Origin of the sequence: Butyrivibrio hungatei (assembly GCF_900101605.1) — a bacterium.
Lineage (GTDB): Bacteria > Bacillota > Clostridia > Lachnospirales > Lachnospiraceae > Butyrivibrio > Butyrivibrio hungatei_B.
The window spans coordinates 100,421-126,191 of record NZ_FMUR01000005.1; the positions used below are offsets into that span (position 1 = coordinate 100,421).

Annotated in this window: 21 protein-coding genes; 20 read left to right on the forward strand and 1 reads right to left on the reverse strand. The window is 42.0% G+C overall.

Annotated elements, in window-relative coordinates; translation table 11 throughout:
* Positions 1 to 20 precede the first annotated feature (20 nt).
* From BLP87_RS04235 to BLP87_RS04280, 10 genes are all read left to right on the forward strand, one after another.
* A complete protein-coding gene (locus BLP87_RS04235) occupies positions 21 to 269 on the forward strand; it encodes a GIY-YIG nuclease family protein (protein WP_074461588.1) in 249 nt (82 codons plus the stop codon).
* A gap of 475 nt (positions 270 to 744) precedes the next feature.
* Complete coding sequence (gene pheS / locus BLP87_RS04240; RefSeq protein ID WP_330365496.1) at positions 745 to 1,767, forward strand: phenylalanine--tRNA ligase subunit alpha; 1,023 nt, start codon at positions 745 to 747, stop codon at positions 1,765 to 1,767.
* A gap of 219 nt (positions 1,768 to 1,986) precedes the next feature.
* On the forward strand, positions 1,987 to 4,410 hold the full coding sequence (gene pheT, locus BLP87_RS04245; protein ID WP_074461589.1) for a phenylalanine--tRNA ligase subunit beta: 2,424 nt from the start codon (positions 1,987 to 1,989) through the stop codon (positions 4,408 to 4,410).
* A 28-nt stretch (positions 4,411 to 4,438) separates the two neighbouring features.
* Positions 4,439 to 5,938 (forward strand): aminopeptidase, encoded by a 1,500-nt coding sequence (locus tag BLP87_RS04250; protein ID WP_074461590.1) that lies wholly within the window; start codon positions 4,439 to 4,441, stop codon positions 5,936 to 5,938.
* Positions 5,939 to 5,966: 28 nt separating this feature from the next.
* Positions 5,967 to 7,028 carry a tRNA preQ1(34) S-adenosylmethionine ribosyltransferase-isomerase QueA gene (queA, locus tag BLP87_RS04255; protein ID WP_074461591.1) on the forward strand — a complete coding sequence of 354 codons (1,062 nt, stop codon included), beginning with the start codon at positions 5,967 to 5,969 and terminating at the stop codon, positions 7,026 to 7,028.
* Positions 7,029 to 7,034: 6 nt separating this feature from the next.
* Positions 7,035 to 7,808 carry a metallophosphoesterase gene (locus tag BLP87_RS04260; RefSeq protein WP_074461592.1) on the forward strand — a complete coding sequence of 258 codons (774 nt, stop codon included), beginning with the start codon at positions 7,035 to 7,037 and terminating at the stop codon, positions 7,806 to 7,808.
* 161 nt (positions 7,809 to 7,969) lie between these two features.
* On the forward strand, positions 7,970 to 8,320 hold the full coding sequence (locus BLP87_RS04265) for a PilZ domain-containing protein (protein ID WP_074461593.1): 351 nt from the start codon (positions 7,970 to 7,972) through the stop codon (positions 8,318 to 8,320).
* A gap of 434 nt (positions 8,321 to 8,754) precedes the next feature.
* A complete protein-coding gene (locus BLP87_RS04270; protein WP_242871813.1) occupies positions 8,755 to 10,176 on the forward strand; it encodes a sensor histidine kinase in 1,422 nt (473 codons plus the stop codon).
* The gene (locus tag BLP87_RS04275) at positions 10,157 to 11,191 is read left to right on the forward strand and encodes an ABC transporter substrate-binding protein (RefSeq protein WP_143002085.1); all 1,035 of its coding nucleotides are present in this window, start codon (positions 10,157 to 10,159) and stop codon (positions 11,189 to 11,191) included. The genes BLP87_RS04270 and BLP87_RS04275 overlap by 20 nt, the downstream gene beginning before the upstream one ends.
* 9 nt (positions 11,192 to 11,200) lie before the next feature.
* Positions 11,201 to 12,814, forward strand: a complete 1,614-nt coding sequence (locus tag BLP87_RS04280) for a response regulator transcription factor (protein WP_074461595.1) — start codon at positions 11,201 to 11,203, stop codon at positions 12,812 to 12,814.
* Here the strand turns inward: BLP87_RS04280 and BLP87_RS04285 are convergent.
* Positions 12,802 to 13,818 carry a GntR family transcriptional regulator gene (locus BLP87_RS04285; RefSeq protein ID WP_074461596.1) on the reverse strand — a complete coding sequence of 339 codons (1,017 nt, stop codon included), beginning with the start codon at positions 13,816 to 13,818 and terminating at the stop codon, positions 12,802 to 12,804. The genes BLP87_RS04280 and BLP87_RS04285 overlap by 13 nt on opposite strands.
* A gap of 362 nt (positions 13,819 to 14,180) precedes the next feature.
* Here BLP87_RS04285 and BLP87_RS04290 point away from each other — a divergent pair, with 362 nt between their 5' ends.
* The 10 genes from BLP87_RS04290 to BLP87_RS04335 all read left to right on the forward strand — a co-directional run bounded on the left by BLP87_RS04290 (position 14,181) and on the right by BLP87_RS04335 (position 25,767).
* Entirely contained in the window at positions 14,181 to 15,299 is a 1,119-nt protein-coding gene (locus BLP87_RS04290) for an ABC transporter substrate-binding protein (protein WP_074461597.1), read from the forward strand.
* An 82-nt stretch (positions 15,300 to 15,381) separates the two neighbouring features.
* Positions 15,382 to 16,893 (forward strand): sugar ABC transporter ATP-binding protein, encoded by a 1,512-nt coding sequence (locus BLP87_RS04295; protein WP_074461695.1) that lies wholly within the window; start codon positions 15,382 to 15,384, stop codon positions 16,891 to 16,893.
* Positions 16,893 to 17,951 carry an ABC transporter permease gene (locus tag BLP87_RS04300; RefSeq protein WP_074461598.1) on the forward strand — a complete coding sequence of 353 codons (1,059 nt, stop codon included), beginning with the start codon at positions 16,893 to 16,895 and terminating at the stop codon, positions 17,949 to 17,951. The genes BLP87_RS04295 and BLP87_RS04300 overlap by 1 nt, the downstream gene beginning before the upstream one ends.
* On the forward strand, positions 17,948 to 18,979 hold the full coding sequence (locus tag BLP87_RS04305; RefSeq protein WP_074461599.1) for an ABC transporter permease subunit: 1,032 nt from the start codon (positions 17,948 to 17,950) through the stop codon (positions 18,977 to 18,979). The genes BLP87_RS04300 and BLP87_RS04305 overlap by 4 nt, the downstream gene beginning before the upstream one ends.
* A 165-nt stretch (positions 18,980 to 19,144) precedes the next feature.
* The gene (locus BLP87_RS04310) at positions 19,145 to 20,329 is read left to right on the forward strand and encodes a nucleotide sugar dehydrogenase (protein WP_074461600.1); all 1,185 of its coding nucleotides are present in this window, start codon (positions 19,145 to 19,147) and stop codon (positions 20,327 to 20,329) included.
* 35 nt (positions 20,330 to 20,364) lie between these two features.
* Positions 20,365 to 21,204, forward strand: coding sequence for a metallophosphoesterase (locus tag BLP87_RS04315; RefSeq protein ID WP_074461601.1), 840 nt, complete (start codon positions 20,365 to 20,367; stop codon positions 21,202 to 21,204).
* Between the two features lie 228 nt (positions 21,205 to 21,432).
* Positions 21,433 to 22,299, forward strand: coding sequence for a TFIIB-type zinc ribbon-containing protein (locus tag BLP87_RS04320; protein ID WP_074461602.1), 867 nt, complete (start codon positions 21,433 to 21,435; stop codon positions 22,297 to 22,299).
* Between the two features lie 48 nt (positions 22,300 to 22,347).
* Complete coding sequence (locus tag BLP87_RS04325) at positions 22,348 to 23,571, forward strand: adenylosuccinate synthetase (protein ID WP_074461603.1); 1,224 nt, start codon at positions 22,348 to 22,350, stop codon at positions 23,569 to 23,571.
* 584 nt (positions 23,572 to 24,155) lie between these two features.
* Positions 24,156 to 24,815: a glycosyltransferase family protein gene (locus BLP87_RS16290; RefSeq protein ID WP_242871810.1), complete on the forward strand. Its 660-nt coding sequence runs from the start codon at positions 24,156 to 24,158 to the stop codon at positions 24,813 to 24,815.
* The gene (locus tag BLP87_RS04335; RefSeq protein WP_074461605.1) at positions 24,805 to 25,767 is read left to right on the forward strand and encodes a glycosyltransferase family 2 protein; all 963 of its coding nucleotides are present in this window, start codon (positions 24,805 to 24,807) and stop codon (positions 25,765 to 25,767) included. The genes BLP87_RS16290 and BLP87_RS04335 overlap by 11 nt, the downstream gene beginning before the upstream one ends.
* Positions 25,768 to 25,771 lie beyond the last annotated feature (4 nt).

Genomic DNA, 25,771 nt, shown 5'->3' on the forward strand with positions numbered 1-25,771 from the left:
ATTCTTTTGGTAAAAAAGAGATGAATTACACATATATAGTTGAATGCGCGGACGGCTCTTTGTACTGCGGATGGACCAATAATCTTGAAAAGCGGATCGCAGATCACAATGCCGGGAAGGGCGCCAAATATACCAAGACGAGACTTCCTGTCAAGCTTGTTTATTATGAGGAGTTTGATACCAAGGAAGAAGCCATGAGCAGGGAGTGGCATATCAAGCAGCTTAGGCGTGAGAAGAAGATGGAACTCATAGATATGAGCAAAACATGATCGTCGTAATGGCCAGGGTTGACAAAAAAGCTATCGAACAATACAATAAATTGTTGAATAAAGAATAAATGCTATGAAGATGTGGGCAGAGCCCAAGATGTTATACTACATGGTTCAGAGAATGGAAGTCGTCGGCTGTGAGCTTCTTACTACGGGTATATACGGAACATTCGCATCGGAGCAGTCCTTCTGAAGGCTATCTGTTTAGTATGCTTGTAGGTTGGACCGTGTTGTCTACGTTACAGATATAATGAGTGTCCGTACATAATTATATATGACGGGAACTTGGGTGGTACCGCGATAATTTCGTCCCATGTGTTAATTACTAACACATGGGATTTATTATTTTGAGCAGAGCACTTAGCGAGGTATTGTCGAGCTTAGTGCGAGCCATGGGGATGTACTTAACGAGGTTCTTTCGAGTTTAGTACATATCCCAATACTGAAGCCAGATATTACAATTAGGAGGAAAAAAATGATTAGTGAACAGCTGGACAAAATCCGTGAAGAAGCCCTGAAGCAGATTAAAGGATCTGACGGACTCGAGAAATTAAATGAGATCAGAGTCAACTTCCTTGGTAAAAAGGGTGAACTTACAAGCATCTTAAAGAGCATGAAGGACGTTGCTCCCGAGGACAGACCAAAAGTTGGTCAGCTTGTAAACGAGACAAGAGAGGCGATTGAGAAAGTTCTTGAAGAGACCAAGAACAAAATGGAAGCTGCTGCTAGAGATGCCAAGCTCAAAGCTGAAGTCATCGACGTAACACTTCCCGCAAAGAAGAACAAAGTTGGACACTGTCATCCAAATACAATTGCTCTTGAAGAGGTAGAGAGAATCTTTACCGGAATGGGATATGAAGTGGTTGAAGGACCTGAAGTTGAGAAAGATTATTACAACTTCGAAGCTCTTAACATTCCCGCAGATCATCCCGCAAAGGACGAGCAGGATACTTTCTATATTAACGGAGACCTTCTCCTTAGAACTCAGACATCTTCAACACAGGTGCATGAGATGGAAAAGGGCAAGCTCCCTATTAAGATGATCGCTCCCGGAAGAGTATTCCGTGCAGATGAAGTTGATGCTACACACTCACCTTCATTTCACCAGGTTGAAGGTCTTGTTATCGACAAGAACGTTACATTTGCAGATCTTAAGGGAACTCTTGCAGAGTTTGCAAAACAGCTCTTCGGACCTGAGACAAAGACAAAGTTCAGACCTCATCACTTCCCGTTCACAGAGCCTTCTGCCGAGATGGACGTAAGCTGCTTTAAGTGCGGCGGAAAGGGATGCCGTTTCTGCAAGGGCGAGGGCTGGATCGAGATCCTCGGATGCGGAATGGTACATCCTCACGTTCTTGAAATGAGCGGAATCGACCCTAACGAGTACACAGGTTTTGCATTCGGTGTAGGACTTGAGAGAATCGCACTTCTTAAATACGAGATCGATGATATGCGCCTTCTCTATGAGAATGATATTAGATTTCTTAATCAGTTTTAGCGATATAGGGATTCATGTACATTCAATGCTGTGCTTGCACAAAGCATTGAATGTATATGAAGACCGAACGGAAATGAGGAAAAAAGATATGCGAATGAAATGAGCATATCGATTTCCGAATGAACGTAGGATTGCGAGAGCGAAGCGAAGCAATCCGTATATCGCTAAAAGAGCAAATAATATTGATCATCACTTTTTACATAAATAGGAGAAAAAAATATGAATTCATCAAAATCATGGATTAAAGCATATGTGCCGGATCTTTCATGCACCGATCAGGAATTCTTCGATGATATGACACTTTCCGGAACAAAGACTGAAACATATACAGCACTTGATAAGAACCTTGAGAAGATTGTTGTCGGCCAGATCAAGACAATCGAGCAGCATCCTGATGCAGATAAGCTCGTTATCTGCCAGGTTGATATCGGCAAGGAGACAATTCAGATCGTTACAGGTGCAAAGAATATGAAGGAAGGCGATAAGGTGCCTGTTGTTCTTGACGGCGGACGTGTTGCCGGAGGTCATGACGGAAGCCCGAATCCCGCAGAGGGAATCAAAATCAAGGCAGGCAAGCTCCGTGGTGTTCCGAGTGCAGGTATGATGTGCTCAATCGAGGAACTTGGCTCAACAAAGGATTTTTATCCCGAGGCTCCCGAAGACGGACTTTATATCTTCCCTGAAGATACAGAGGTTGGCGCTGATGCCGTTGAGGTATTGGGGCTCCACGACACAGTATTTGAATTTGAAGTTACATCTAACCGTGTAGACTGCTACAGCATTCTTGGTCTTGCAAGAGAAGCTGCAGCTACATACAAGCTTCCTTTCAAAGCTCCCGTAGTTAAAGTTAAGGAAGACGGAAAAGGAAACGTTAAGGATTTCATAGACGTTGAGATTAAGGATACAGACCTTTGCTCAAATTATTGCGCAAGGGTTGCTACTGATATAAAGATCGCACCTTCACCCGAATGGATGCAGAGAAGACTTGCAAGCGTAGGAATCAGACCTATCAATAACCTCGTAGATATCACAAACTACGTAATGATGGAATACGGTCAGCCTATGCACGCTTACGACCTTTCAACTATCGCAGGAAACAAGATTGTTGTAAAAAGAGCTAAGGACGGCGAGACTTTCGTAACTCTTGACGGACAGGAGAGAAAGCTTGACAGCGAAGTTCTTATGATCTGTGATGCTGAGAAAGAAGTAGGACTTGCAGGAATCATGGGCGGTGAGAATTCAATGATCACTGACGATGTTAAGACAGTTCTTTTCGAAGCTGCTACATTTAACGGACCTAACATCAGAAAGTCCGCTAAGAGAGTAGGCCTTCGTACAGATGCTTCGGGATTCTTTGAAAAAGGACTTGATCCCGCAAACGCACTTGATGCTATAAACCGTGCCTGCCAGCTTATCAACGAGCTTGGATGCGGTAAAGTTGTTCCGGGCGTAGTTCAGGTCGGACTTCCAATCAAGCCTTTAAAGAGATTTGCGCTTGAAGCAGATAAGATCAACAGCCTTCTCGGAACAGATATTTCAAAGGATGAGATGATCGAGATCTTAAAGAGAGAAGAAGTTGAATATGATAAGAAGACTGATGAAGTTATCATTCCTTCTTTCCGTCAGGATCTCAATCAGATGTGCGATATTGCGGAGGAAGTTGCAAGATTCTCAGGATATGACAAGATTCCTACAACTCTTCCCAAGACAAGCGCTACAACAGGTGGTATCTCATTCAAGATGAGAGTTGAGAAGAAAGCAAGAGAAGTAGCACAGTTCTGCGGATTCTCACAGGGATATACATATTCGTTTGAGAGCCCCAAGGTATTTGATAAGCTTCTTTTACCCGAGGATGCAAAAGAGAGACAGGCAATCAAAATCTCAAATCCTTTGGGAGAAGATTTTTCAGTAATGAGAACAATCTCCTTAAACGGAATGCTTACAAGCCTTGCAACCAACTATAACCGCAGAAACAAGGACGTTCGCCTCTATGAGATGGGTAACATCTATGTGGCAAAGAGCCTTCCTCTTACAGAGCTTCCCGATGAGAGAATGCAGCTTACTCTCGGATTCTACGGAGACGGTGATTTCTACAGCATGAAGGGCGTTATTGAAGAACTCCTTGACGGCGTAAACATGCTTGATAAGGTTGAGTACGATCCAAATGCCGGCAAATCATTCCTTCATCCCGGAAGACAGGCCAATGTCATCTATGACGGTGAAGTTATCGGATATCTCGGTGAAGTTCATCCTGCCGTATGCGATAACTATGACATCGATACAAGAGTTTATGTTGCCGTGATCGATATGCCTGAGGTTGTTAAGTACGCTAAATTTGATACAATATATACAGGAATTGCCAAGTTCCCTGCAGTTACAAGAGACATCTCAATGGTAGTGCCAAAGAACGTTCTTGCGGGTGATATCGAGAAGATGATCCGTCAGCGTGGCGGCAAGAAACTTGAAGAATTAACACTCTTTGACATTTACGAAGGTTCACAGATCAAAGAGGGATTCAAGTCTATGGCTTATTCTCTTTTGTTTAGAGATAAAGAAAAGACAATGGAAGATGATGAGATCAATTCAGCAATGAAGAAAATACTTAAGGGCTTACAGGATCTTGGCATAGAACTTCGTTCATAAGATAAGATTTATTTAAGAGGTACAAAATATGAATAAGAAGAATGTATGGACAACTTATAACCGTACACAGCTCAAGGAATGTGATAAGTTTGCAGAGAAGTACAAAAAGTTCCTTGATAATTCCAAGACTGAACGCGAGGCAATCGACACGATCGTAAATGAGATCGAGGCTGAGGGCTATAGAGAGCTTAACAAGCTTGTAAAGGAAAATACCAAGCTTAAAAAGGGTGATAAGGTTTATTCCGTGTGGATGAATAAATCCATCGTTATGTTTAAGATAGGTTCTGAGCCTTTGGAAAAAGGACTTAACATCCTCGGAGCACATATTGATTCTCCGAGACTCGATGTTAAGCAGAATCCTTTGTATGAGGATAACGGACTTGCATATCTTGATACCCATTATTACGGCGGTATCAAGAAGTATCAGTTCGTGACTATCCCCCTTGCTCTTCACGGAGTTGTGGCTAAAAAAGACGGTACGACAGTTATCTTAAATGTCGGTGAAGATGAGGACGATCCGGTATTCTTCATTTCAGATATTCTCGTTCATCTTGCAAGCGAGCAGATGGGCAAGAAGGCTTCAAACGTAATTGAAGGTGAAGCCCTTGATCTCGTTATAGGAAACAGACCCTTTGTTATTGAGGGAAAAGAGAAGTCTGAAGATAAAAAAGATGATTCTAAGCTTACAGAGGGTGAGCAGTACGCAGTTAAGGCTGAAAAAGAAGAAAAAGCTGAGGCCGGAAAGCTTTCAGGCGCTGTAAGAAGAGGAGTCGTAGCACTTTTATACGATCTGTACGGAATCGAGGAAGAAGATTTCATATCTGCAGAACTTGAGATAGTTCCTGCAGGAAAGAGCAGAGATGCAGGTTTTGACAGATCCATGGTGCTTGGTTACGGGCACGATGACAGAGTATGTGCATATCCTTCTGCAGTAGCTCTTCTTGAAGCAGGAGACCTTAAGAGAACGGGATGCTGCATCCTTGTTGATAAAGAAGAGATAGGCAGCGCCGGTGCTACGGGCATGAAGTCAAGATTCTTTGAAAATGCTGTTGCAGAGATAGTTGCTCTTGTAAACGGAAATTATGATGAACTTGTATTCAGAAGATGCCTTGCAAATTCAAGTATGCTTTCATCTGATGTAAGTGCAGCATTTGATCCTTGCTATGCTTCTGTTTTTGAGAAGAAGAATACTGCATATCTTGGCTTTGGCCCTGTGTTTAACAAGTATACAGGATCAAGAGGAAAATATGCTTCAAACGATGCAAATGCAGAGTACATTGCAGCAGTAAGAAAGGTATATGACGATGCAGGCGTATTGTTCCAGACTGCAGAGCTTGGCAAGGTAGATGCAGGTGGCGGCGGAACAATCGCATATATTCTTGCAGAATACGGCATGAATGTTATTGATTCGGGAGTAGCAGTTCTTAACATGCACTCACCGTGCGAAGTGATCAGTAAGGCAGATCTCTATGAGTCTCTAAGAGGATATATCGCATTCCTTGAGAACATGGATTTTTGCAATGAATAAAAACGTTCTTTTTAGAAAGTAAGATATTATGTCAGAAACAACACAGATTGGATTATCAACCGCAGATTACTTCTTTGATCTGCCACAGGAGCTCATAGCTCAGGACCCTCTTGAAAAAAGAGATGAGTGCAGGCTCCTTGTGATAGACAAAGAGACCGGCAAAACTAAACATAAGATTTTTAGTGATATCATCGACTATCTTGAGCCCGGTGACTGCCTTGTTCTTAATAACACCAAGGTTATTCCCGCAAGATTACTTGGTGAAAAGGAAGGAACAGGCGCAGCGGTTGAAATCCTTCTTCTTAAGAGAAAAGAAAATGATATATGGGAAACTCTGGTTAAGCCCGGAAAGAAGCTTCGTCCCGGTGCAAGAGTTTCTTTTGGCGGTGGAATCCTTACCGCCGAGATCCTTGATATAGTAGAAGACGGAAACAGACTTGTTAAGTTCTATTATGAAGGAATCTGGGAGGAAGTTTTGGACAGGCTTGGCGAGATGCCGCTTCCTCCTTATATCACGCATAAACTCAAAGACAAGAATATGTATCAGACCATTTACGCCAAATATGAAGGCTCTGCGGCAGCACCAACTGCAGGGCTTCATTTTACGGATGAACTTCTTAAGAGAATTTCAGACAAGGGCGTAGATATGGCTTTTGTAACGCTTCATGTGGGACTTGGAACATTCAGACCCGTTAAGGTGACCAATGTCAAAGAGCACCATATGCATACCGAATGGTATCAGGTTACAGCTGAGGCAGCAGAGAAGATAAACAGGGCAAAAGAAAACGGTCACAGAGTTATCTGTGTCGGAACGACCAGTTGCAGAACGATAGAGAGCGCCGCCGATGAGAACGGCAGACTTTCTGAGTGCAGCGGTGATACTTCGATTTTTATTTATCCCGGTTATAAGTTTAAGGTTCTCGACTGTCTTATCACCAATTTTCATCTTCCCGAGTCGACGCTTGTAATGCTTGTTGCGGCACTTGCGGGAAGAGAGAACATTTTGGCCGCATATGAAGAAGCCATAAAAGAAAAGTACAGATTCTTTTCGTTTGGCGATGCGTGTTTTATTACTGACAGGATGGAGTAGGACAGTGTGGCAACTTATGTAATATCAGATCTTCACGGTCAATATGGATTATTTAAAAAACTGCTCGAAAAAGTAGGTTTTTCGGGCGCTGACAAATTGTATATGCTCGGAGATGCTATTGACCGCGGTCCTGACGGCATAAAGATATTGCGTCATGTGATGCGTGCACGCAATATGTATTTTCTTTTGGGAAACCATGAGACTATGATGCTTCACGTGACGGCTCCAAACGGAAGTGTTACTCCGAATCTCAGTGAGATTCACGGAAGAAGAGCTGTAAACTGGCTTTTTCAAAACGGAGGCGCCGTAACATATCACAGGTACAGGCTTCTTAAAAAGAGGGAGAGAAAAGAACTCCTTAACTGGCTTAATTCCTGTCCGGTCTCCACTAAAGTCGATGTGAACGGAACAACTTTTTTCCTTACTCATACCGCTTTTGTAAAAGAAGTTACGGACATTCCATATAAAGATATGGATTCTGATATTGCGCGTTATATTGTCTGGTATTCTCCGTTTAGAGAGGATATATATAAGAGTATTAAAGACTATGCTGCGTGCAGACCGTGGGTATTTGTCATCGGCCATGTACCGGCTTATTATCTCGGAAAAGACAGAGATTCCCGCCCGCTTTCATCATATCGGGAAGAGAATGTTATAGACATCGACGGCGGTTGTGCCGAGCCTGATGATAAAGAGCGTAAGGGCGGAATCCTTTTAAGGCTTGATGATATGAAAGAATTTACGATGTCGTTTGCGGAATATGAGAATAGTTTGAAATGATTTTACTTTAAGTTCCGCGCCCTGATGGTATACTGTATCTATATGCAACAGGGTGGGAAGTTTTTATCGTTTACTGAAAATGACCGAAAAAATGTAAAGTAGTTGCTATTTTTTCCGAATAAGGTATTATATTAGTAACACTTTTTATCGGGGGTTATATAATGGATAATAGAAGAAGAACCAAGAGACTTGATTTGGCAGGCGAAATACTCCTTAAGGAAATCGGCGGTGAAAGCTTCGAAACAGTTGAGATCACAATTACCGATGCATCAAGAGACGGCGTTGGATTCTCAACAAACAAGCAGCTTACAATCGGCGCTAATTACGAAGCTAACCTTACAATATGGACAAAAGAGGTCCTTCATGTATTTATTCAGATCGTAAGAGCATCAAAGAACGGTGATACTTTCCACTATGGCTCTATGTTTGTAGGAATGCCTGAAGATATGAAGGCTCGTATCGACGTTTACTCAACTATTCAGGAATATACTGAGAAGAACGGCGATAAATAATTATAGATATAATACTCGGCTCAATGCAGTAAAATCCGCATTGAGCCGTTTTTTTTATTTCAGAGCAAATAGTGCGATTTTATAGCCGGTTCAGGCGCATGGGCCATGGGTTTGGATAAGCGTGTTTTTGTACGAGGTGATTGATTTTCAAAATTCATGAGTCGGCAGATGCCGATTGCTTTGAGCAACGCGAAATGAGGCATCTGCCGATTCATGAATTTTAGAAAATCACACCGAAGACGTACACACGCCTATCCGCCCCTATGGTCCTGCGTCTGAACGTCCCCAAAGGCAAGGCGTCCAAAGGCAAAGTCTAAATCATTGACCGCCCCAGTGCAGCACAGTATACTGAATTTAGTATGAAAACTGTGCCGAAAAATAATAAACCACGGGTAAAGAAGCCTTTGAAAAGAAGGCTGATCATATTGGCGGCAATGATAACGGTGCCGTTTGTGCTGATAATTTTGTACATGATCTTTTCACTTACAAATTATTCCGATGCATACAACACCATCGTAAGTAATCTGACCGTTGCAAACAGCTATAATCTTACTTTTAAGGAACAGATGGATGAAAGCGTATATAGGATAATCGTAGGAAGAGATATGTTCGGAAAAGGCGATGAGAGCGATCCGTATGTTCTTGTTGAGAATATTCGAAGAGATTTCACGGAACTTAAGTCAATCACGACAGAAGTAAACAGTAGGACGTGGCTTGAGACACTTATCAGAAACGTAGATACTCTCGAGAACAGGCTTGACGATATCAAAAAAAGCGTAGAAGCAGGCGGTAACTACGATGAAGACGTCGAGATGCTCGATTCCAATATATATTCGCTGACAGAGCTTATACAGGACAATATTCAGTATTATATCTATTATCAGACCAAGACCATCGAGGTTATCAATAAGGGCCTTATTAAAGAGATGGAAGATCTTCTGGTTTTTCTTATCTTTCTCCTTATCCTCGGAATATTATGTACCGTGCTTACTACGGACAAAATAGCAAGGAGTATTGTTAAACCCATTGATGCGCTCAGCTCCGCAACAAAGGAAATTGCGGAAGGAAATTTTTCCGTAAGAACCTCTGTTGACCTTGAGGATGAGATTTCTCTTCTTTCCGAGAGCGTAGATGATATGGCGGCTCATCTTGAGATACAGATGGAACAGATAAGAGAGGATGAAAAGAAAATGCGAATGGCGGAGGCAAGGCTTTTGCAGGAGCAGATAAATCCTCATTTTCTGTATAACACTCTTGATACCATCGTCTGGCTTATCGAGGATGGGAAAAATCAGGAGGCGGAAGACATTGTTGTTTCTTTGTCCAAGTTCTTTAGGATATCGCTAAGTCACGGCAAAGAATGGATAACCATACGCGAAGAAGCGCAGCATATAAGGAGTTATCTTGAGATTCAGAGCGTAAGATATTACGATATACTGTGTTATTATATAGATATCGATGACAGTTTAAATAATTATAAGATTTTGAAGATGACGCTTCAGCCGCTTGTTGAGAATGCATTGTATCACGGCATTAAGAATAAGAGAGGGTCCGGACTTATCAGGATCACAGGCAGGATAGAAGATGAACTTATCAGATTTGAAGTAAGTGATGACGGAGTCGGAATGGATGAGGAAGCACTCGGTCATATCAGAAAAGAGCTGACCAAGCCTGCCAAAGATACCGACACGGGATTTGGCATGGCAAATGTCAACGAAAGAATTAAGATGAATTTCGGTGACAGGTACGGAATTTCAATAGAATCGGAACTTGGAAAAGGGACCACGGTATCTGTGGTTATCCCTGCAATTTTGTTCAATTACGAAGAGGATAAGAATGCTGATAAACAGAAATAAGATCGCGGCTCTTTTGACGGCTGCCGCGGTTTTGCTGACAGGGTGCGGGCCGTTTACAGGTTTTTATGTATATGATGTGTCATCCGAAGACGGCGGGATTGAGACGAAGGCAAACGATGCGCTGATCAGTGTAGGCTTTTCACAGCTTGGAAGTGAGTCCACGTGGAGAAGTGCAAACACTGAATCCGTGAAAGCCGCATTATCTACGGGCAACGGCTTTTTTCTCATATTTGACAATGCAAGGCAGAAACAGGAGAAGCAGTTTAAGGCTGTGAGAAATTTCATATCCCAGAGGGTTGATTATATAGTGATCTGCCCTGTAATTCAGGAGGGATGGGATGTGGTCCTCGCCGAAGCAAAAGATGCGGGGATTCCCGTGATATTGCTCGATAGAAATATCTCTGTAAATGACGAATCAATGTACACATCTTTTATTGGGGAAGATATGTATGCGGAAGGAGCGTCTGCGGGGAAGTGGCTTGAAGAGTATCTTGACAGCCGGGGGAAGAGCGAAGAAGAAATCAATATTGTTGTGATTGAAGGGACAAGCGGATCGTCTGCGAAGGAAGGACGGGCGCAAGGTTTTGGGGCAATTGCGGCAAGACACATGAACTGGAAGATGCTTGCTTCTGCAACAGGGGAGTTTACGCAGACCAAAGGCAAGGAGACGATGGCCAGACTCTTGGGGGAGTTTGACGATATCGATGTGATCGTGTGTCAGAATGATGATATGACCTTTGGTGCGATAGAAGCTTTGAAAGAAGCGGGTGTCAAGACGGGGGGCGTAGGAGAGCCTGTTCTTATCTCTTTTGATGGTACGAGGAAAGCTCTGGAGCTTGTAAAAGAAGGTGTTATAAATGTCGATGTCGAGTGCAATCCAAATTCGGGAGAACTTCTTGCTCAGATAATAAACGATCTTGAAGCGGGAAGAGAAGTCGACAAGGCTTATTATATGGAAGAGAAGGTTTTTACAAAAGAAAATGTCGATGAGTATATCGAAGACAGAAATTATTAAGGGGTTATTATGCTTAAGGTTTTTCTTGTGGAGGATGAAAGTGTTGTGAGGGAGAGCCTCAGAGACAACATTCCGTGGAAAGAGTATGGATTTAGTTTTGTCGGAGAAGCAAGTGACGGTGAGGTGGCGCTTCCGCTTATCAGGAAGACGGCGCCGGATGTTCTTATAACGGACATCAAGATGCCTTTTATGGACGGCCTGTCACTTAGTCATATCGTGAAAAAAGAATTTCCGTCAATGCGTATTGTCATCATGAGCGGGTACGATGATTTTGAATATGCAAAAAGAGCTATCAAAGAGGGCGTCGATCAGTATATCTCAAAGCCGATCACAAAGTCGGGAATGAAGGAAGTTCTCGACAGTGTAAAAGAGAAGATTGAGAAAGAGCGCACTCAGCAAGGATATCTGATGCAATATCAGATGGAGACGCAGGAGTATGAGCAGCTTCAAAGGAGAGAATTTTTTGAAAAAGTCCTTACGGGCACCATGCCTGTAAAAGATATTTATGTAGAAGCGGGGAAACTTTCGCTTGATATCACGGCTTCGGCATTCAGTCTCATTCTTTTTTCCATAAAAGATAAAGAGAAGCCATTTGAGGAAATAGGCTCCGTTCAGTATTGCAGGGCACTCGAGGAACTTATGAGTTATTTCCTTAGGTTCCCCGCATATATACTTTCGAGATGGTCGCTGAACACTTACATAGTTATTGTTAAGGGCGAAAAAGATATTGTTGCGGATTACGTGGAAAAAGGCGTTTCTAAGATCACGGAGATCTGCGATGATAAGGATGACAAGATAGAGTGGTATGTTTCGGCTGGTAAGCCAGTTGAGAGGTTCAGCGCGCTTGTTAAGTGCTTTAATCAGGTCAACCATGCTTTTGCATGCAGATACTTTGTGCAGGATACTCATATTCTCACGGAAGAGACCACAGCGAAATATACATCCGCTCAAAATGACGGTTCGATCGAGAATATAGACAGTTCAAAGGTTGACAGCGCGGTCATTAAGGGATTTCTTTCAACGGGAACGGAAAGTGAGATTGGTGAATTTGTTTCGGAGTATCTGTCGAGTCTCGGTGATGCGTTAAAGAGTCATGTGTTCAGGAATTTCTTTGTGCTCAACTCACTTTTTGCCGCAAGCAGTTTCCTTGAAGCAAGCGGAGTTACGGGAAAAGATATTGATGAGAATCTCTTTTCTCTTAAAGACGGGTACGAGATAAAGAGTAAGCAGGTTTCGGAGTTTATGACGTCGCTGCTTAAGAGTGCGCTTGAACTTAGGGATGGCGCATCTAACAGGCGTGGAAATAAGCTTATCAGCGATGCCATTGCATATATTGATGAGAATTACATGAATGAGAGCTGCACGCTGGTTGATGTTGCGGAGGCGCTTTCTGTCAACAGCAGCTATCTGAGCACGGTTTTTAGTAAGGAGATGGACACGACATTCGTGAAATTCCTTACGGCAAAACGCCTTGAAAAGGCAAGAGAGCTTCTTGCAAAAGAGAGGATGCATACGGCGGATGTTGCCGCCGCGGTAGGATATAAGGATTCACATTATTTCAGCTTTGTATTTAGGAAGATGTACGGGATGTCCCCGAGAGAATACAGAAATCAAAACAGCTGATAGGGAAGGACAATCGAGACTTTCGGTTGTCCTTTTATTGTAGAAAGAATTCTTTTGGCGATAGTATAGGAAAGCGTCTTTCCGCGGTGGGAAAAGCTTTTTATGCGAAAAGAATTTACCTGTGAAAGATAACTGTTGTCAAAGCTGTATACTTTCTTTTCCTTAAGATTTATGAGCTTCTTGTCTCTAAGCGCCTTTACATGCGGGTAGGCAAATTCGTCGCTTCCAAATATGATCGCATCTGATTCTTTGCAAAGGGCGCTTATGTCGGAAGAGGGAGCATCTTCAATCACATATCTTTTTTTGCCAAAATCAAGGTCAAGGTCTCTGAGGGCAGAGATGAAGCCGGATATCATGGAAGAGTCCTGAGGATTGGTATTTTTGAAAACGCCTGAGATCCTGCGGTGTCCGCTTATATGAAGCTGCATAACAAGATTGTAAGCGGCATCGTATGCTCCTTCCGCTATGGAGGGGAAATCCGGCATGTTTCGGTAGGTTCCGTAGAGGAAGATGACGGAGCACCCTTTCTTTTCAAGAGCTTCGTATAAATCGTGGTTTGGATTATCCATAAGCGAAAAGCATTCGGATAAAATAACCAGCGGAGGATTCTTAAGAAGGTCTTTCAGAATGTTTCTTTCCCTGAAAAAGTCGGACTGAGTCTCGGAAACGGAGACGGAAAGAGGAATGTCGCTTCCTGAAGAGATGTTCTTTTCGATATCGTAGATAAGAGAGGGATAAATATATTCGTCAGGCCTTGCGAAAAGAAGGCATATATGATTTCTTCCTGAGTCCGGATTTAGACCCGTAAGATGATATCCGCTTCCTTGGCGGGAGTTGATAAGTTTCTCTTCTTTTAGGTTTGACAGCACCTTTCTTATGGTCTGGCGGCTGCAGGAGTATTTTTCACACAGCTCTTTTTCGGTCGGAAGCGCCATTTTACCTGAAAGAAGTCTTTGTGAGATATCTTTTTTTATTTTTTTTGTAATATTTTCTTGTTTTGTCATTTTTTTCTTCGCCTTTTAATAAAAAAATGGGTAAAAAAATTTGTATTCTTTTGATCATAAAAAATATTCTGCGTAAATTTATAAGTCTTTATCAAAACTATCAGATAATTTCCCGGAGTTTTTTTCAATATAATCCAAAAAATTTTATTCAAATATAAAGAAATTCAACCAAAAGTATTTCTAAAAATAGGTCTTTTCAAATTTGTACTTTTTATAAGAGTATAGCACCTGAATTTGTATTGTCAAAAGTTAGAAAATTGTGCAAGGTGCCTCCAAATTCTATGAATACATGCGGGTCCTAAGTAAAATGTGTATAAGAAACATTCATTCAACATTTATATATTAAATGGAGGGTACAAAGTATGAAGAAGAAAGTGTTGGCAACTATTATGGCTACGGCAATGTCAGTTTCGATGCTGGTAGGATGTGGCGGATCAGGCGGAGCGGACGCAACGGCTCCCGATGCTACAGATGCAACAGAAGCACCGGCAGATACATCTGCAGACGCGGGAGAAGCACCGGCAGCAGACGGAGAAGCAATAACGGTTGGATTTGCACAGGTTGGTCACGAGTCAGATTGGCGTACTGCTTCAACAAATTCGGTTAAAGCAGCTCTTTCAAGTGAGAACGGCATCGATCTTCAGTTTGTAGATTGTGATAACGATTCGGCTGCACAGCTTGAGGCGGTTCGTAACTTTATTGAGCAGGATGTTGATTATATCGTTATCGATCCCATTGTATCTACAGGATGGGATACGGTTCTTACAGAGGCCGATGATGCCGGAATTCCTGTTATTGTAATTGACCGTACTATCGATGATTCCGATAAATATGTTTCATGGGTTGGCTCTGAATTTACAAACGAAGGTCTTGCGGCAGGCGCATGGCTTAAGGCTTATGCAGAAGCTAAGGGCATCAAGGAACTCAATATTCTTGAGATCACGGGAACAACAGGTTCTTCTGCTGAAATCGGACGTACAAAGGGATTCCATCAGTTTGTAGATTCGGAAGGCTGGAAGCTTCTTGATTCACAGACAGGCGACTTCACGCAGGAAGGCGGCCAGAAAGTTATGGAGTCTTACTGCAAGTCTTATGCAGGTAAGTTCAATGTTGTTATCTGTCAGAATGATAACGAAGCATTCGGTGCTATAGATGCTATGAAGGCAGCAGGTGTTTCATACGGTGTTGACGGTGATGTTATCGTTATTTCCTTCGATGCTTGTACAGCAGGTCTTCAGAAGGTTCTCGACAAAGAGATCAACGCTGACTTCCAGTGCAATCCTCTTCAGGGACCCGATTGTCTTAAGATAATACAGGCTCTTCAGGGCGGACAGACTGTTGAGAAGCAGACATTCATGGAAGAGCCCTGGTTCGTATCAGAGGATGTTCTTAAGGACATTTCTTACAAGAACAATTCAGGCAAGGATGTTACAGAACCCCTTATCGTAGTTGATAAAGCAACTGTTGATGAAGCATATTGATTTTGTTCATTAGAAAAGCAATTAAAATAGGGTGGTTCATATGAACTGCCCTATTACATTTAAACAGAGAAAGGTATTATTTATGGAGCAAAATGAACTAATTGTTATGCGTGACATAGTGAAAGCTTTTCCGGGTGTAATAGCACTTAATCACGCACAGCTTACACTTCATAAAGGCGAGATTCACGCACTGATGGGCGAAAACGGCGCAGGAAAGTCTACCATCATAAAATGTCTCACGGGCGTGTATGAGCGTGATGCCGGCGAGGTTTACGTGCAGGGCGTGGAAGGAAATGTCTTTAACCATTCTACGGAAGATGCACAGAAAGTAGGAATAGCAACTGTTTATCAGGAGGTCAATCTTTGCCCGAACCTCTCGGTTGCGGAAAATCTTTTTATCGGACGCGAACCCGTGACCAAATTAGGAACGGTTGACTGGCGTACCATGAATAAGAGGGCAAAAGAGATAATGACGGGGCTTGGCATATCTATTGATGTGACGGTTGCTCTGGAAAATTATTCGCTTGCGATCCAGCAGATGATAGCTATTGCAAGAGCGGTAGATATGGAATGTAAGGTACTCATTCTCGATGAGCCCACATCTTCACTTGATGACAACGAAGTTGAAAAGCTTTTTAACGTAATGAGGGATCTTAAGGCAAAAGGAGTCGGAATAATATTTGTCACACATTTCCTTGAACAGGTTTATGCGGTGTGCGACAGAATCACGGTTATGAGAAACGGAAGCTTCGTAGGAGACTATTCAATAAGCGAACTTCCCAGAGTTAAGCTGGTAGCTGCCATGCTCGGAAAAGATTTTGACGATCTTGCGGCGATAAAGCCTGAGGGAAATGTCGAGATAAATCCCGAGATAATGCTCAAAGCAGAGGGGCTTAGCCATAAGGGAACGGTAAAGCCGTTTGATTTTGAGATTCACAAAGGCGAAGTAGTGGGAGTTACAGGTCTTTTGGGAAGCGGGCGAAGCGAGATGGTGCGCTGTATCTACGGCGCAGACAAAGCTCAGACCGGTAAAGAGTATATAAAGGGAAAAGAGATCAATATAAAAGCACCTATCGATGCCATCAAGGAGGGTATGGCTTATCTTCCCGATGACAGAAAAGCCGACGGATGTATAGGGGATCTGTCTGTCAGAGATAATATCATTCTTGCGCTTCAGGCAAGAAACGGAATGTTTAAAAAAGTTTCAAGAGCAAAACAGATTGAGATCGCTGATAAATTTATAGATATGCTCCAGATAAAGACTGCGAGCAGAGAGACGCCTCTTTCACAGCTTTCGGGAGGAAATCAGCAGAAGGTTATTCTTGCAAGATGGTTGTGTACACATCCTGATTTTCTTATTCTTGATGAGCCTACAAGAGGTATTGATATCGGAACAAAGACGGAGTTCCAGAAGCTTATTTTGCAATTTGCACAAGAAGGAATGAGTGTGGTATTCATATCTTCCGAGATAGAGGAGATGCTTCGAACCTGCACCAGAATGTGCGTTATGAGAGATGGTGAAAAAGTTGGGGAAATCGACGGCGATATGACGCAGGAAAGTGTGATGAGTGCGATCGCGGGAGGTGAGAAGTGATGGAAAAAATAAAGAAACTAACGAAGCAGCAGTTGTTTTTGCCTTTCTTCTGCCTTCTTTTGGTTCTACTTATAAATTTGATAAAGAATCCGGCATTTTTCAGTATCGGTATTCAACATGGAGTGTTGTATGGAAGACTTATAGATATTTTGAACAGAGGTAGCGAGATAGCAATACTTGCGGTGGGGCAGACGCTTGTTGTTGCTGTATCTGCGGGAACAGATATTTCTGTGGGATCTGTTATGAGTTTATCTGCTTGCGGAACCTGTATGATGCTTGCAGGCTACGGCGTTAACTCGACAACAGAACTCGCCGTTCCGATGGGAGTGGGAATCCTTTTCGGAATATTTTTAGGCGGTGTGTGCGGTGCAATGAACGGTGCACTTGTTGCCAAGTTAAAGATACAGCCTATGGTCGCTACACTTATTCTTTTCACTGCGGCAAGAGCCATCGGCCTTCTTATGTGTAACAATCAGATCACATATATAAGATACGAGCCTTACAAGTACCTCGGTAATTTCATACCGGGATGTCCCGTTCCGACAGCCATCTTTGTTACTATAGCGGTTATCGCGGTTGTGACGCTGTTCCTTAAAAAGACGGCGCTTGGCCTTTACATTCAGTCGGCGGGTATCAATAGCAGAGCGGCGAGGATTTCCGGTATCAATTCGGCACTTATATGTTTCCTATGTTATGTGATCTGCGGTGTCTGCGCGGGAATCGCGGGAATGGTCGCAAGCAGTCGAATTTATTCAGCCGATTCCAACAATATCGGACTTAACTATGAGCTTGATGCGATCCTTGCGGTTGCACTTGGCGGAAACTCACTTGGCGGCGGTAAGTTTAATCTTGCCGGTGCGGTGATAGGAGCGTATACAATTCAGGCCATCACGACAACGCTTCTTGCCATGGGTGTTTCGACGGATCAGGCGCCTGTTGTTAAGGCTATCATAGTTATTATCATCGTAGTTGTTCAGGCACCTACTTTTAAAGAGTGGATCGCAAATGCTGAGGCAAAAAGAAAAGCACTTAAGGTGGAAGGAGGTCAGCAGGCATGAAGAGTTTAAAGAAATTCAGCGGAAACACGCTGCTCCTTTTGATCACCATAGTTCTTTTTGTTGTGATGTATGCGGCAGGATGTGTTGTTTATTCGGCTAAGGGATTTACACATGTACAGACATTTTTAAATCTCCTTATTACAAATGCGGGACTTATCTGCGTTGCTTGCGGAATGACCTGTGTAATGCTTACGGGAGGAATTGATATTTCGGTTGGATCGCTTGTTGCGATGGATTGTATGATCCTCGCATATGGAATGGGCGTAAAGGGATGGCCCTGTATTCCGCTTATTATACTCATACTTGTTATAGGACTTGTATTCGGCGCGGTTCAGGGATTTCTTATCGGATATCTCAAGATTCAGCCGTTTATTATTACAATGGCAGGCATGTTCTTTGCAAGAGGTATGACGGCGGTCATCTGCACGGATCAGATATCTATCACACAGCAGATGAATCCTACGTTCTATAAATGGGCAAATGCCAAGATAAATCTTCCGAAGTTTCTTGGTTATGTAAACAAAAAAGGTAAGACTGTAGTTCCTTTTATCAGACCTACGGTAGTTATAGCGATTTTGGTCGTGGCACTTATTTTTTTCCTACTTAAATATACTAAGTTTGGAAGAAGCCTGTATGCGGTTGGCGGAAACCAGCAGTCGGCTACAATGATGGGACTTAATGTCAAGACTACAAAGATGAAAGCCTACATGCTTTCTTCATTCCTTTGTTCCATCGGAGGAATATGCTATTGCCTAAATACTATGTCAGGTTCCGTTCAGCAGGCACTCGGATTTGAGATGAATGCGATCGCGTCGGCGGTCATCGGCGGAACGCTTCTTACAGGCGGTGTCGGCAACGTTATCGGATCGCTCTTTGGTGTTCTCATAAACGGAACAATCTCGACGCTTGTAACAACCAACGGAAAGCTTTTATCAAGCTGGAGTAATATTATGACGGCGGCGCTTCTGTGCTTCTTCATAATTTTGCAAAGTCTGTTCGCCTATTTCAAAAATAGGAACAGCAGATAAATATATTGTGTGTGAGCCACCCCGCGGATTGTATAGTCCGCGGGGTGGAGCTTTTTATACCTTTAATTTGCTTTACAAGACGTTTTTTATTAAAATGATTCAGGAGTGCGTGCGCTCCATATAAAATGGGTTTATAAAAATACCAAAAATTCAGAGGTGAATATAATGAAGATAGCTGTAGTTGGGACAGGATATGTTGGGCTTGCGATGTCAGTTCTTCTTGCGCAGTACAATGATGTAGTGGCAGTGGATATTGTTCCTGAGAAAGTTGACAAGATCAATTCAGGAATCTCTCCGATTGTTGATAAGGAAATTGAAGAATATCTTAAAAAGGGGAATTTAAGACTTACGGCAACCTGTGATCTTGCACAGGCTGTTAGGGATGCCGAGTTTGTTGTTGTTTCGACACCTACTAATTACGATGAGAAATTAAATTATTTTGATACGTCTTCCGTAAAGAGTGTTATAGATAAGGTGAGAAAAGAGAATCCGGATGCGTTTATCGTTATCAAATCAACGATTCCGGTTGGATATACCGAGTCGGTAATGGAAGAGTATGAAACGGATCACATTCTCTTTTCACCGGAGTTCTTGAGAGAGGGACGTGCGCTTTACGATAATCTCTATCCTTCAAGAATTATTGTCGGTTTCGATACCGATTCCGAGGAGGCTGCTGAAAAGGCAGAGCTGTTCATGGGGCTTCTTAAGCAGGGAGCACTTAAAAAAGATATTCCGACACTTCTTATGAATACGACAGAGGCTGAGTCGGTTAAGCTTTTTGCAAATACGTATCTTGCACTCAGAGTTTCATTCTTTAACGAGCTTGATACATATGCTGAGGTCAGGGGACTTAACACCAGAAATATAATCGACGGTGTGTGCCTCGATCCGAGAATAGGCGATTTCTACAACAATCCTTCGTTTGGTTACGGCGGATATTGCCTTCCTAAGGATACCAAGCAGCTTCTCGCAAACTATGAGGATGTTCCGAACAATCTCATCACTGCGATCGTTGATGCGAACAGAACTAGAAAAGATTTCATAGCGGACAGAGTATGGGCTCTTCATCCCAAGAAGGTCGGTGTTTACAGACTTACAATGAAGGCGGGTTCCGATAATTTCAGACAATCGGCGATTCAGGGTATTATGAAGAGAATCAAGTCTCGTGGTATCGAGTGTGTTGTTTACGAGCCTGCGCTCAAGGAAGACAATTTCTTTAATTCAAAGGTTGTTCGTGACCTTGATGAGTTCAAGAGAGAGTGCGACTTTATTATCGCAAACAGGATAACGCCCGAACTTCAGGACGTTGTTGATAAGGTTTATACAAGAGACCTTTTTGGGAATGAGTAAGCGTTTGTTATTGATGTAATAGAATTTGTAGTATTATGAAAGCTTTTTTTAGAAATAATAAGAAAATACTCTTAAAGTTGCTTGCGGTCATTGCAATAGTAATGATTGCTGCAACAATATGGTATGAAGTGCCTGTAACGGAGCATATAACAATAAGCGGAGAGGGAAAGATTGGTTTTCCCGTAAGATTTGCTCTGGTTACGGACCTTCATTCCTGCTATTATGGCAAAGATCAGTCGCAGCTTATAAGGATGATCGACAAAGAAAAGCCTGATGCGATTCTTTTGTCGGGTGATATATTTGATGATAGATTGGGGCAGAAAAATGCGCGGATATTTATCGAAGGTGTGGCGGACAGATATCCATGCTTCTATGTTACAGGGAATCATGAGTTCTGGAGCAAAAAAGAAGATGAGATGAAAGAGTTTCTTGCATCAAAAGGAGTTACTGTGCTTGAAGGAAATGCAAGAAACATAAGCATAAACGGAAATGATATTGATATATGCGGAGTTGACGATCCGACATATATGACTGAATCAGAGTGGGAAGAGAGGCTTGACGGGGCGGATAAAGAATCCAATTCCGAGAATTACAGGATTCTTTTATCTCACAGACCGGAGAAAGTTGAAGCTTACAAGAAGTATGATTTTGATCTTATCCTATGCGGACATGCTCATGGCGGACAGTGGAGAATTCCTTTTACGAAAAGAGGCGTGGCTGCACCAAATCAAGGGCTTCTTCCTGCATATGTCGACGGATTGTACGAGCTTGATGACGGTTCGGAGATGATCGTCAGCAGAGGACTAGCAAGAGAGCGTATGCCATATCCGAGATTTTTTAATCATCCGGAAGTGGTAATCATAGATATTGGATAAAAGACAGTGGAAAGAGTCACATATTGTGGCTCTTTTTTTCTGCGCTTTTTTACTTAAAAACAGATTTACTGAGATTGAAATTAGTTTGACTTTGTGATAAAATGTTAATGTTTTATTACAAAAATGTTTCTTGGATAATAAAAAAATCTAAGAAATATCAAATGAGGGGATAACGCTGATGCATAAGACTGATTGATTAGTACTATGTGAAAGGGGAAGAGTAGTGAAATGATAACTTACAAGTGCAGAAATTGTGGTGCACAGCTTAAGCTTTCCGACGCGGGGGGATTTACATGTCCATACTGCGGAAGCAGGTCTTTTATGTCGGATTCGGAGCTTAAGGGTAATAACGAATTTCGTAAGAAAATGGTTACTTATTACAGTGCAAGAGCAATGGAAAAGGAGAATGATTATTCGGGCGATACGCTCTGGGAAGAGACGGGCAGAGTTGAATATATAATGGAAAATGGCAGTGAGCTTACGATTGCTTATATGGATAAGTATGAGTATCCGCGTATGACTTGCTATTTAGCTATGAAAAATGTTGTTTATATATTTGATAATAACGAAGAGGCAGATCTGTTTCTGTGGGGACTCGACAGTCTTGTTTTTCCTGAAGCGGATATGAAACTTGACAGGTGCTTTCCTGTACTGAGACAGCGAGTGTCACTTGAAGGCGGAAAAGAAGTTTTGGTATTTGTGCGTAAGCCCTACTTTTATCCGGCTGAAGTTTTTGCGCCGTTTGAACCGGAGCATTTGGCGTGGGTTATCTCTCGAATGGAAAATATGTGTTGCGCGCTTGAATATTCGGGAGTTTCTCATGGTGATATCAGCACGTTTAGCGTATTTGTAAATCCGCTGACGCATGAAGGAATGCTTTTTGGCGACTGGAGGAAAGTGGGAGTGAAGAGATCGAATTTGGATCTTAAGCTTGTAAGAGAGACTGCAAAAAAAATCATGGGCGGAAACGGACAGCCTGTGCAGCTGACAGAGTTTTTGCGATCCATGCCAAGAAGAGATGCATACGAAGATTTTGAATATTGGGACACCGTCATCGAGAGGGGATTTGGCGGTCATAGATTTAAAAAGTTGTAAAAAGATATAGGGGAGAGAAGAAATGGGTTATGGAAGTGATTTGAAGTTATGAGAACGGTTGCCGTTATTGGAAAAAATTTTGGCGATGAGGGAAAAGGTCTTGTCTGTGCGAGCCTTTCAAAAAAGGCAAAAAACACTCTTATTGTTAAACATAACGGCGGGGGGCAGGCCGGACATACTGTGGAGAGTATAGATGGTAAGCGGTTTATACATCATCAGATAGGATCGGGAGCAGAGTTTGGAGCGGCAACATTGCTTGCGGACACATTTATGGTCGATCTGTATCAGCTTACGGAAGAAGTGAACAGCTTTGAACATATATATGGCATCATACCGGAAATTTATGCCGAGAAAACTACGCATATTACGGTTATTGATGATGTGCTTAGAAATATGTTCATTGAGTCAGCGCGCGGAGCAATGCGCCACGGAAGTTGCGGCATGGGGATTAATGAATGTAAGATGAGGCAGGCGGAAGGTTTTTCTCTGACTCTTGAGGAAGTAAGAGACCTTAATCCGGGAGAACTTTTTCGAAGACTCAAAAAATTCCGCATTGAATATGGACAAAGGGATATAGAAGCGCTCAAAGCCAAGTTCAAGAAGAATAATCCGGGTGAACATGCCGATTATTACGATATGCTCACGGATGACGGAGTTCTTTTTACCTATGTGAAATATCTGAAAGAGGGTATGAGGTCCATCAAACTTGTTGATGCAAGTAAGGAATGGCTTTCGGGATATGAGCAGATAATATTTGAAACGGGGCAGGGACTTCTTCTTGATGAGGATTATACGATTTATGCACCTCACCTTACGCCGTCCAAGACAGGGCTTCACAATATTGCGCAGTTTCTTGAAAAGAGAGAGATGCTTCTCAATGAATTTATCTATGTCACAAGGCCTTATGTGACAAGGCATGGAAACGGACCTTTGCCGCATGAGATAAAAAGGGAAGAACTCCCAGGAGTCGGCAAAGACAGCACTAACATGGATAACGAGTGGCAGGGCAGTATCCGCTATGCAAAACATGAGAGCTTGCAGAGCTTTGACAGGCCTGTAAGAGATGATGTAAAGAGCGTCTTGCATATGAAATGTATGCGTGGTGCAATGGTGTCGATTCTTTTGACACATTTGGACGAAACGAATGATATTGTTTATTTCCACGATGGCGATATTCATTCGGATGATCTTGTGAAAAAGCTGCTGGAAGATTATGGATATACGAGGGTATACACGTCACACAGCAGATTTGATGCAGATATTGCAAAATGATATAAAAAAAAATAAATAACCGCGCGGTGCTTGAAATAATAAGCACTACGCGGTTATTTGCGTAGTGCAATAAAAATTTGTAAATAAAAATATTAGATTGATAACCAAAAACTTTTGCAGTACAATGGATAACGATTGTTTTTGAAATCATCTTGTTTTGAATATGTTTTAACGTTTTATGCAGTATAATTTTAAGACTTTTAGGACTTGCTATGTTGAATGACTTGGTAAAAGGGAAACGAGTTTTATTTATTACTACAAGAAACATTGATTATATTCGTAATTCCCAAGAAAAGAAATTATTAGAAAAAAATGCAGAATCTGTGGAGTTTATCTATTCCACAAAGCACAGTTATCCATTGCGTCTGTTGGATATCTACGGCAATATTGTTTATGAAAAAGTAAAAGGTCTTTTTCATAAAGGCAAGATTTATGATTGCAATATTGTATTTATCGGGTTTGCACCCCAATTAGTTCTACCTGTATTCAAAAGTTTTTTCCACGAAAAAAAAATTATTATTGATTTTTTTATTTCTGTCTATGACACCATGATATGTGACAGGCAGAAATTCAGAGATGGCGGAGTGATCGCAAAAATCTGTAAATTTTTTGACGAGATCACTTTGAGATTTTCCGATTATGTGATCACAGATACCAAGGCGCAAGCCGATTTTTTTATTAAAGAGCTTGGAGCGGTTTCGGAAAAGATTGAGACAATCTATCTTGAGGCGGATGAAAAGATTTATTACCCGCGAACGCAGGTAAAGTCTGATGAGCTGAAAGATAAGTTCGTGGTCTTGTATTTTGGCAGTATCTTACCTCTTCAGGGGGTAGATGTTGTATTGGAGACCATAAGAAAGCTTAAGGGTAGAGATGATATTTTCTTTGATATCATAGGCCCTATTCCCCAATCTTTGCAAAAGCCGATTCAATCCAATGTGCGTTATACGGATTGGCTTTCGCAGGAGGAACTTGCGGAAAGGATTGCAAGCGCGGATCTTTGCCTGGCAGGACATTTTAACGGCAGCATAGCTAAAGCTGACAGAACAATTCCGGGAAAAGCCTATATTTATGAGGCAATGAAAAAGAAAATGATCCTTGGGAACAGCAGTGCAAACAGAGAATTATTCAGGGAAGATGCAATGCATGGTTTTGTCACTATGGGAGATTCTAATGAAATGTGCAGGTTATTGCCGGAATATATAAATAAAAACGAAAGAGAGCAGAGTAAAATTGCTTATTAGCGTGATCGTACCTGTTTATAACATTGAAAAATATATTGGAAAAGCAATTGAAACAATTATAGGTCAGACTTACAGGGAGTTGGAGATAATACTTGTAGACGACGGATCGACGGATAGAAGCGGTGAAATATGCGAGTTTTATGCCGGTAAAGACGATAGGATCGTAGTTGTTCATCAAGAAAACGGAGGTCTCTCAAAGGCCAGAAATACCGGGACAAAAATTGCAAAAGGAGATGCGATTGCCTTTATTGACGGTGATGATTATATACATCCTTGCTATTTTGAGATACTTGCAAAAAATCTTACGGAGCACGATGCCGATATCTCTGTATGCGGAATGCAAGTCGTTTCCGAGGATGAATATTCGAAGCTGATGTCGGTAAAAAATGTTGAAGATTCAGCTATAGATATTTCTTCCAAAGAAGCGATAGAAGGTATGTTATATCAGAAGCTTTTTTCACTTTCTTCATGTGCTAAATTATACAAGCGAAAGATTGCTAAAAGTCACTGCTTTCCGGAACGGGAACTTTTTGAAGACTATTATACCGTCTATAGATTTTTTACCGAAGCAACTGCGGTTACATACACAGATGCCCGTTTATATTACTATCTGAAAAGAGCAGGAAGCATTACCAAGAAAAAATATTCGCATCAGATGATGGATTATATAAAGCACGGAGAGCAGGTGACCGATCATGTTGAACGAAACGGGCGTCTTCTTTTTGATGCTGCGATTTCCAGACTTGTATGGGCCTGCTTTTATATAGTTACTCATATAGATGATTCGTCGAAGTACAGAGAAGATGAAGAATATTGCTGGAACTATATAAAAAAATACAGAAGGAAAGTTATCAAAGATAAGTCCGCAGTAAAGAAAGAAAAGATTCTTTGCGCACTTAGTATGTTTGGTAAAAGGCCATTAAAACTTGTATATAAAATGTCGTTGAGGTGAAAAA

What these genes read in the sequence shown, in the direction of transcription:
- BLP87_RS04235 (WP_074461588.1), top strand. Translation starts at nt 21, where the DNA reads ATGAATTACACATATATAGTTGAATGCGCGGACGGCTCTTTGTACTGC.
- BLP87_RS04285 (WP_074461596.1), bottom strand. Translation starts at nt 13,818, where the DNA reads ATGACAAAACAAGAAAATATTACAAAAAAAATAAAAAAAGATATCTCA.
- BLP87_RS04280 (WP_074461595.1), top strand. Translation starts at nt 11,201, where the DNA reads ATGCTTAAGGTTTTTCTTGTGGAGGATGAAAGTGTTGTGAGGGAGAGC.
- BLP87_RS04295 (WP_074461695.1), top strand. Translation starts at nt 15,382, where the DNA reads ATGGAGCAAAATGAACTAATTGTTATGCGTGACATAGTGAAAGCTTTT.
- BLP87_RS04300 (WP_074461598.1), top strand. Translation starts at nt 16,893, where the DNA reads ATGGAAAAAATAAAGAAACTAACGAAGCAGCAGTTGTTTTTGCCTTTC.
- BLP87_RS04320 (WP_074461602.1), top strand. Translation starts at nt 21,433, where the DNA reads ATGATAACTTACAAGTGCAGAAATTGTGGTGCACAGCTTAAGCTTTCC.
- BLP87_RS04265 (WP_074461593.1), top strand. Translation starts at nt 7,970, where the DNA reads ATGGATAATAGAAGAAGAACCAAGAGACTTGATTTGGCAGGCGAAATA.
- pheS (WP_330365496.1), top strand. Translation starts at nt 745, where the DNA reads ATGATTAGTGAACAGCTGGACAAAATCCGTGAAGAAGCCCTGAAGCAG.
- BLP87_RS04275 (WP_143002085.1), top strand. Translation starts at nt 10,157, where the DNA reads ATGCTGATAAACAGAAATAAGATCGCGGCTCTTTTGACGGCTGCCGCG.
- BLP87_RS04305 (WP_074461599.1), top strand. Translation starts at nt 17,948, where the DNA reads ATGAAGAGTTTAAAGAAATTCAGCGGAAACACGCTGCTCCTTTTGATC.
- BLP87_RS04310 (WP_074461600.1), top strand. Translation starts at nt 19,145, where the DNA reads ATGAAGATAGCTGTAGTTGGGACAGGATATGTTGGGCTTGCGATGTCA.
- BLP87_RS04290 (WP_074461597.1), top strand. Translation starts at nt 14,181, where the DNA reads ATGAAGAAGAAAGTGTTGGCAACTATTATGGCTACGGCAATGTCAGTT.
- BLP87_RS04325 (WP_074461603.1), top strand. Translation starts at nt 22,348, where the DNA reads ATGAGAACGGTTGCCGTTATTGGAAAAAATTTTGGCGATGAGGGAAAA.
- BLP87_RS04250 (WP_074461590.1), top strand. Translation starts at nt 4,439, where the DNA reads ATGAATAAGAAGAATGTATGGACAACTTATAACCGTACACAGCTCAAG.
- queA (WP_074461591.1), top strand. Translation starts at nt 5,967, where the DNA reads ATGTCAGAAACAACACAGATTGGATTATCAACCGCAGATTACTTCTTT.
- BLP87_RS04270 (WP_242871813.1), top strand. Translation starts at nt 8,755, where the DNA reads ATGATAACGGTGCCGTTTGTGCTGATAATTTTGTACATGATCTTTTCA.
- BLP87_RS04315 (WP_074461601.1), top strand. Translation starts at nt 20,365, where the DNA reads ATGAAAGCTTTTTTTAGAAATAATAAGAAAATACTCTTAAAGTTGCTT.
- pheT (WP_074461589.1), top strand. Translation starts at nt 1,987, where the DNA reads ATGAATTCATCAAAATCATGGATTAAAGCATATGTGCCGGATCTTTCA.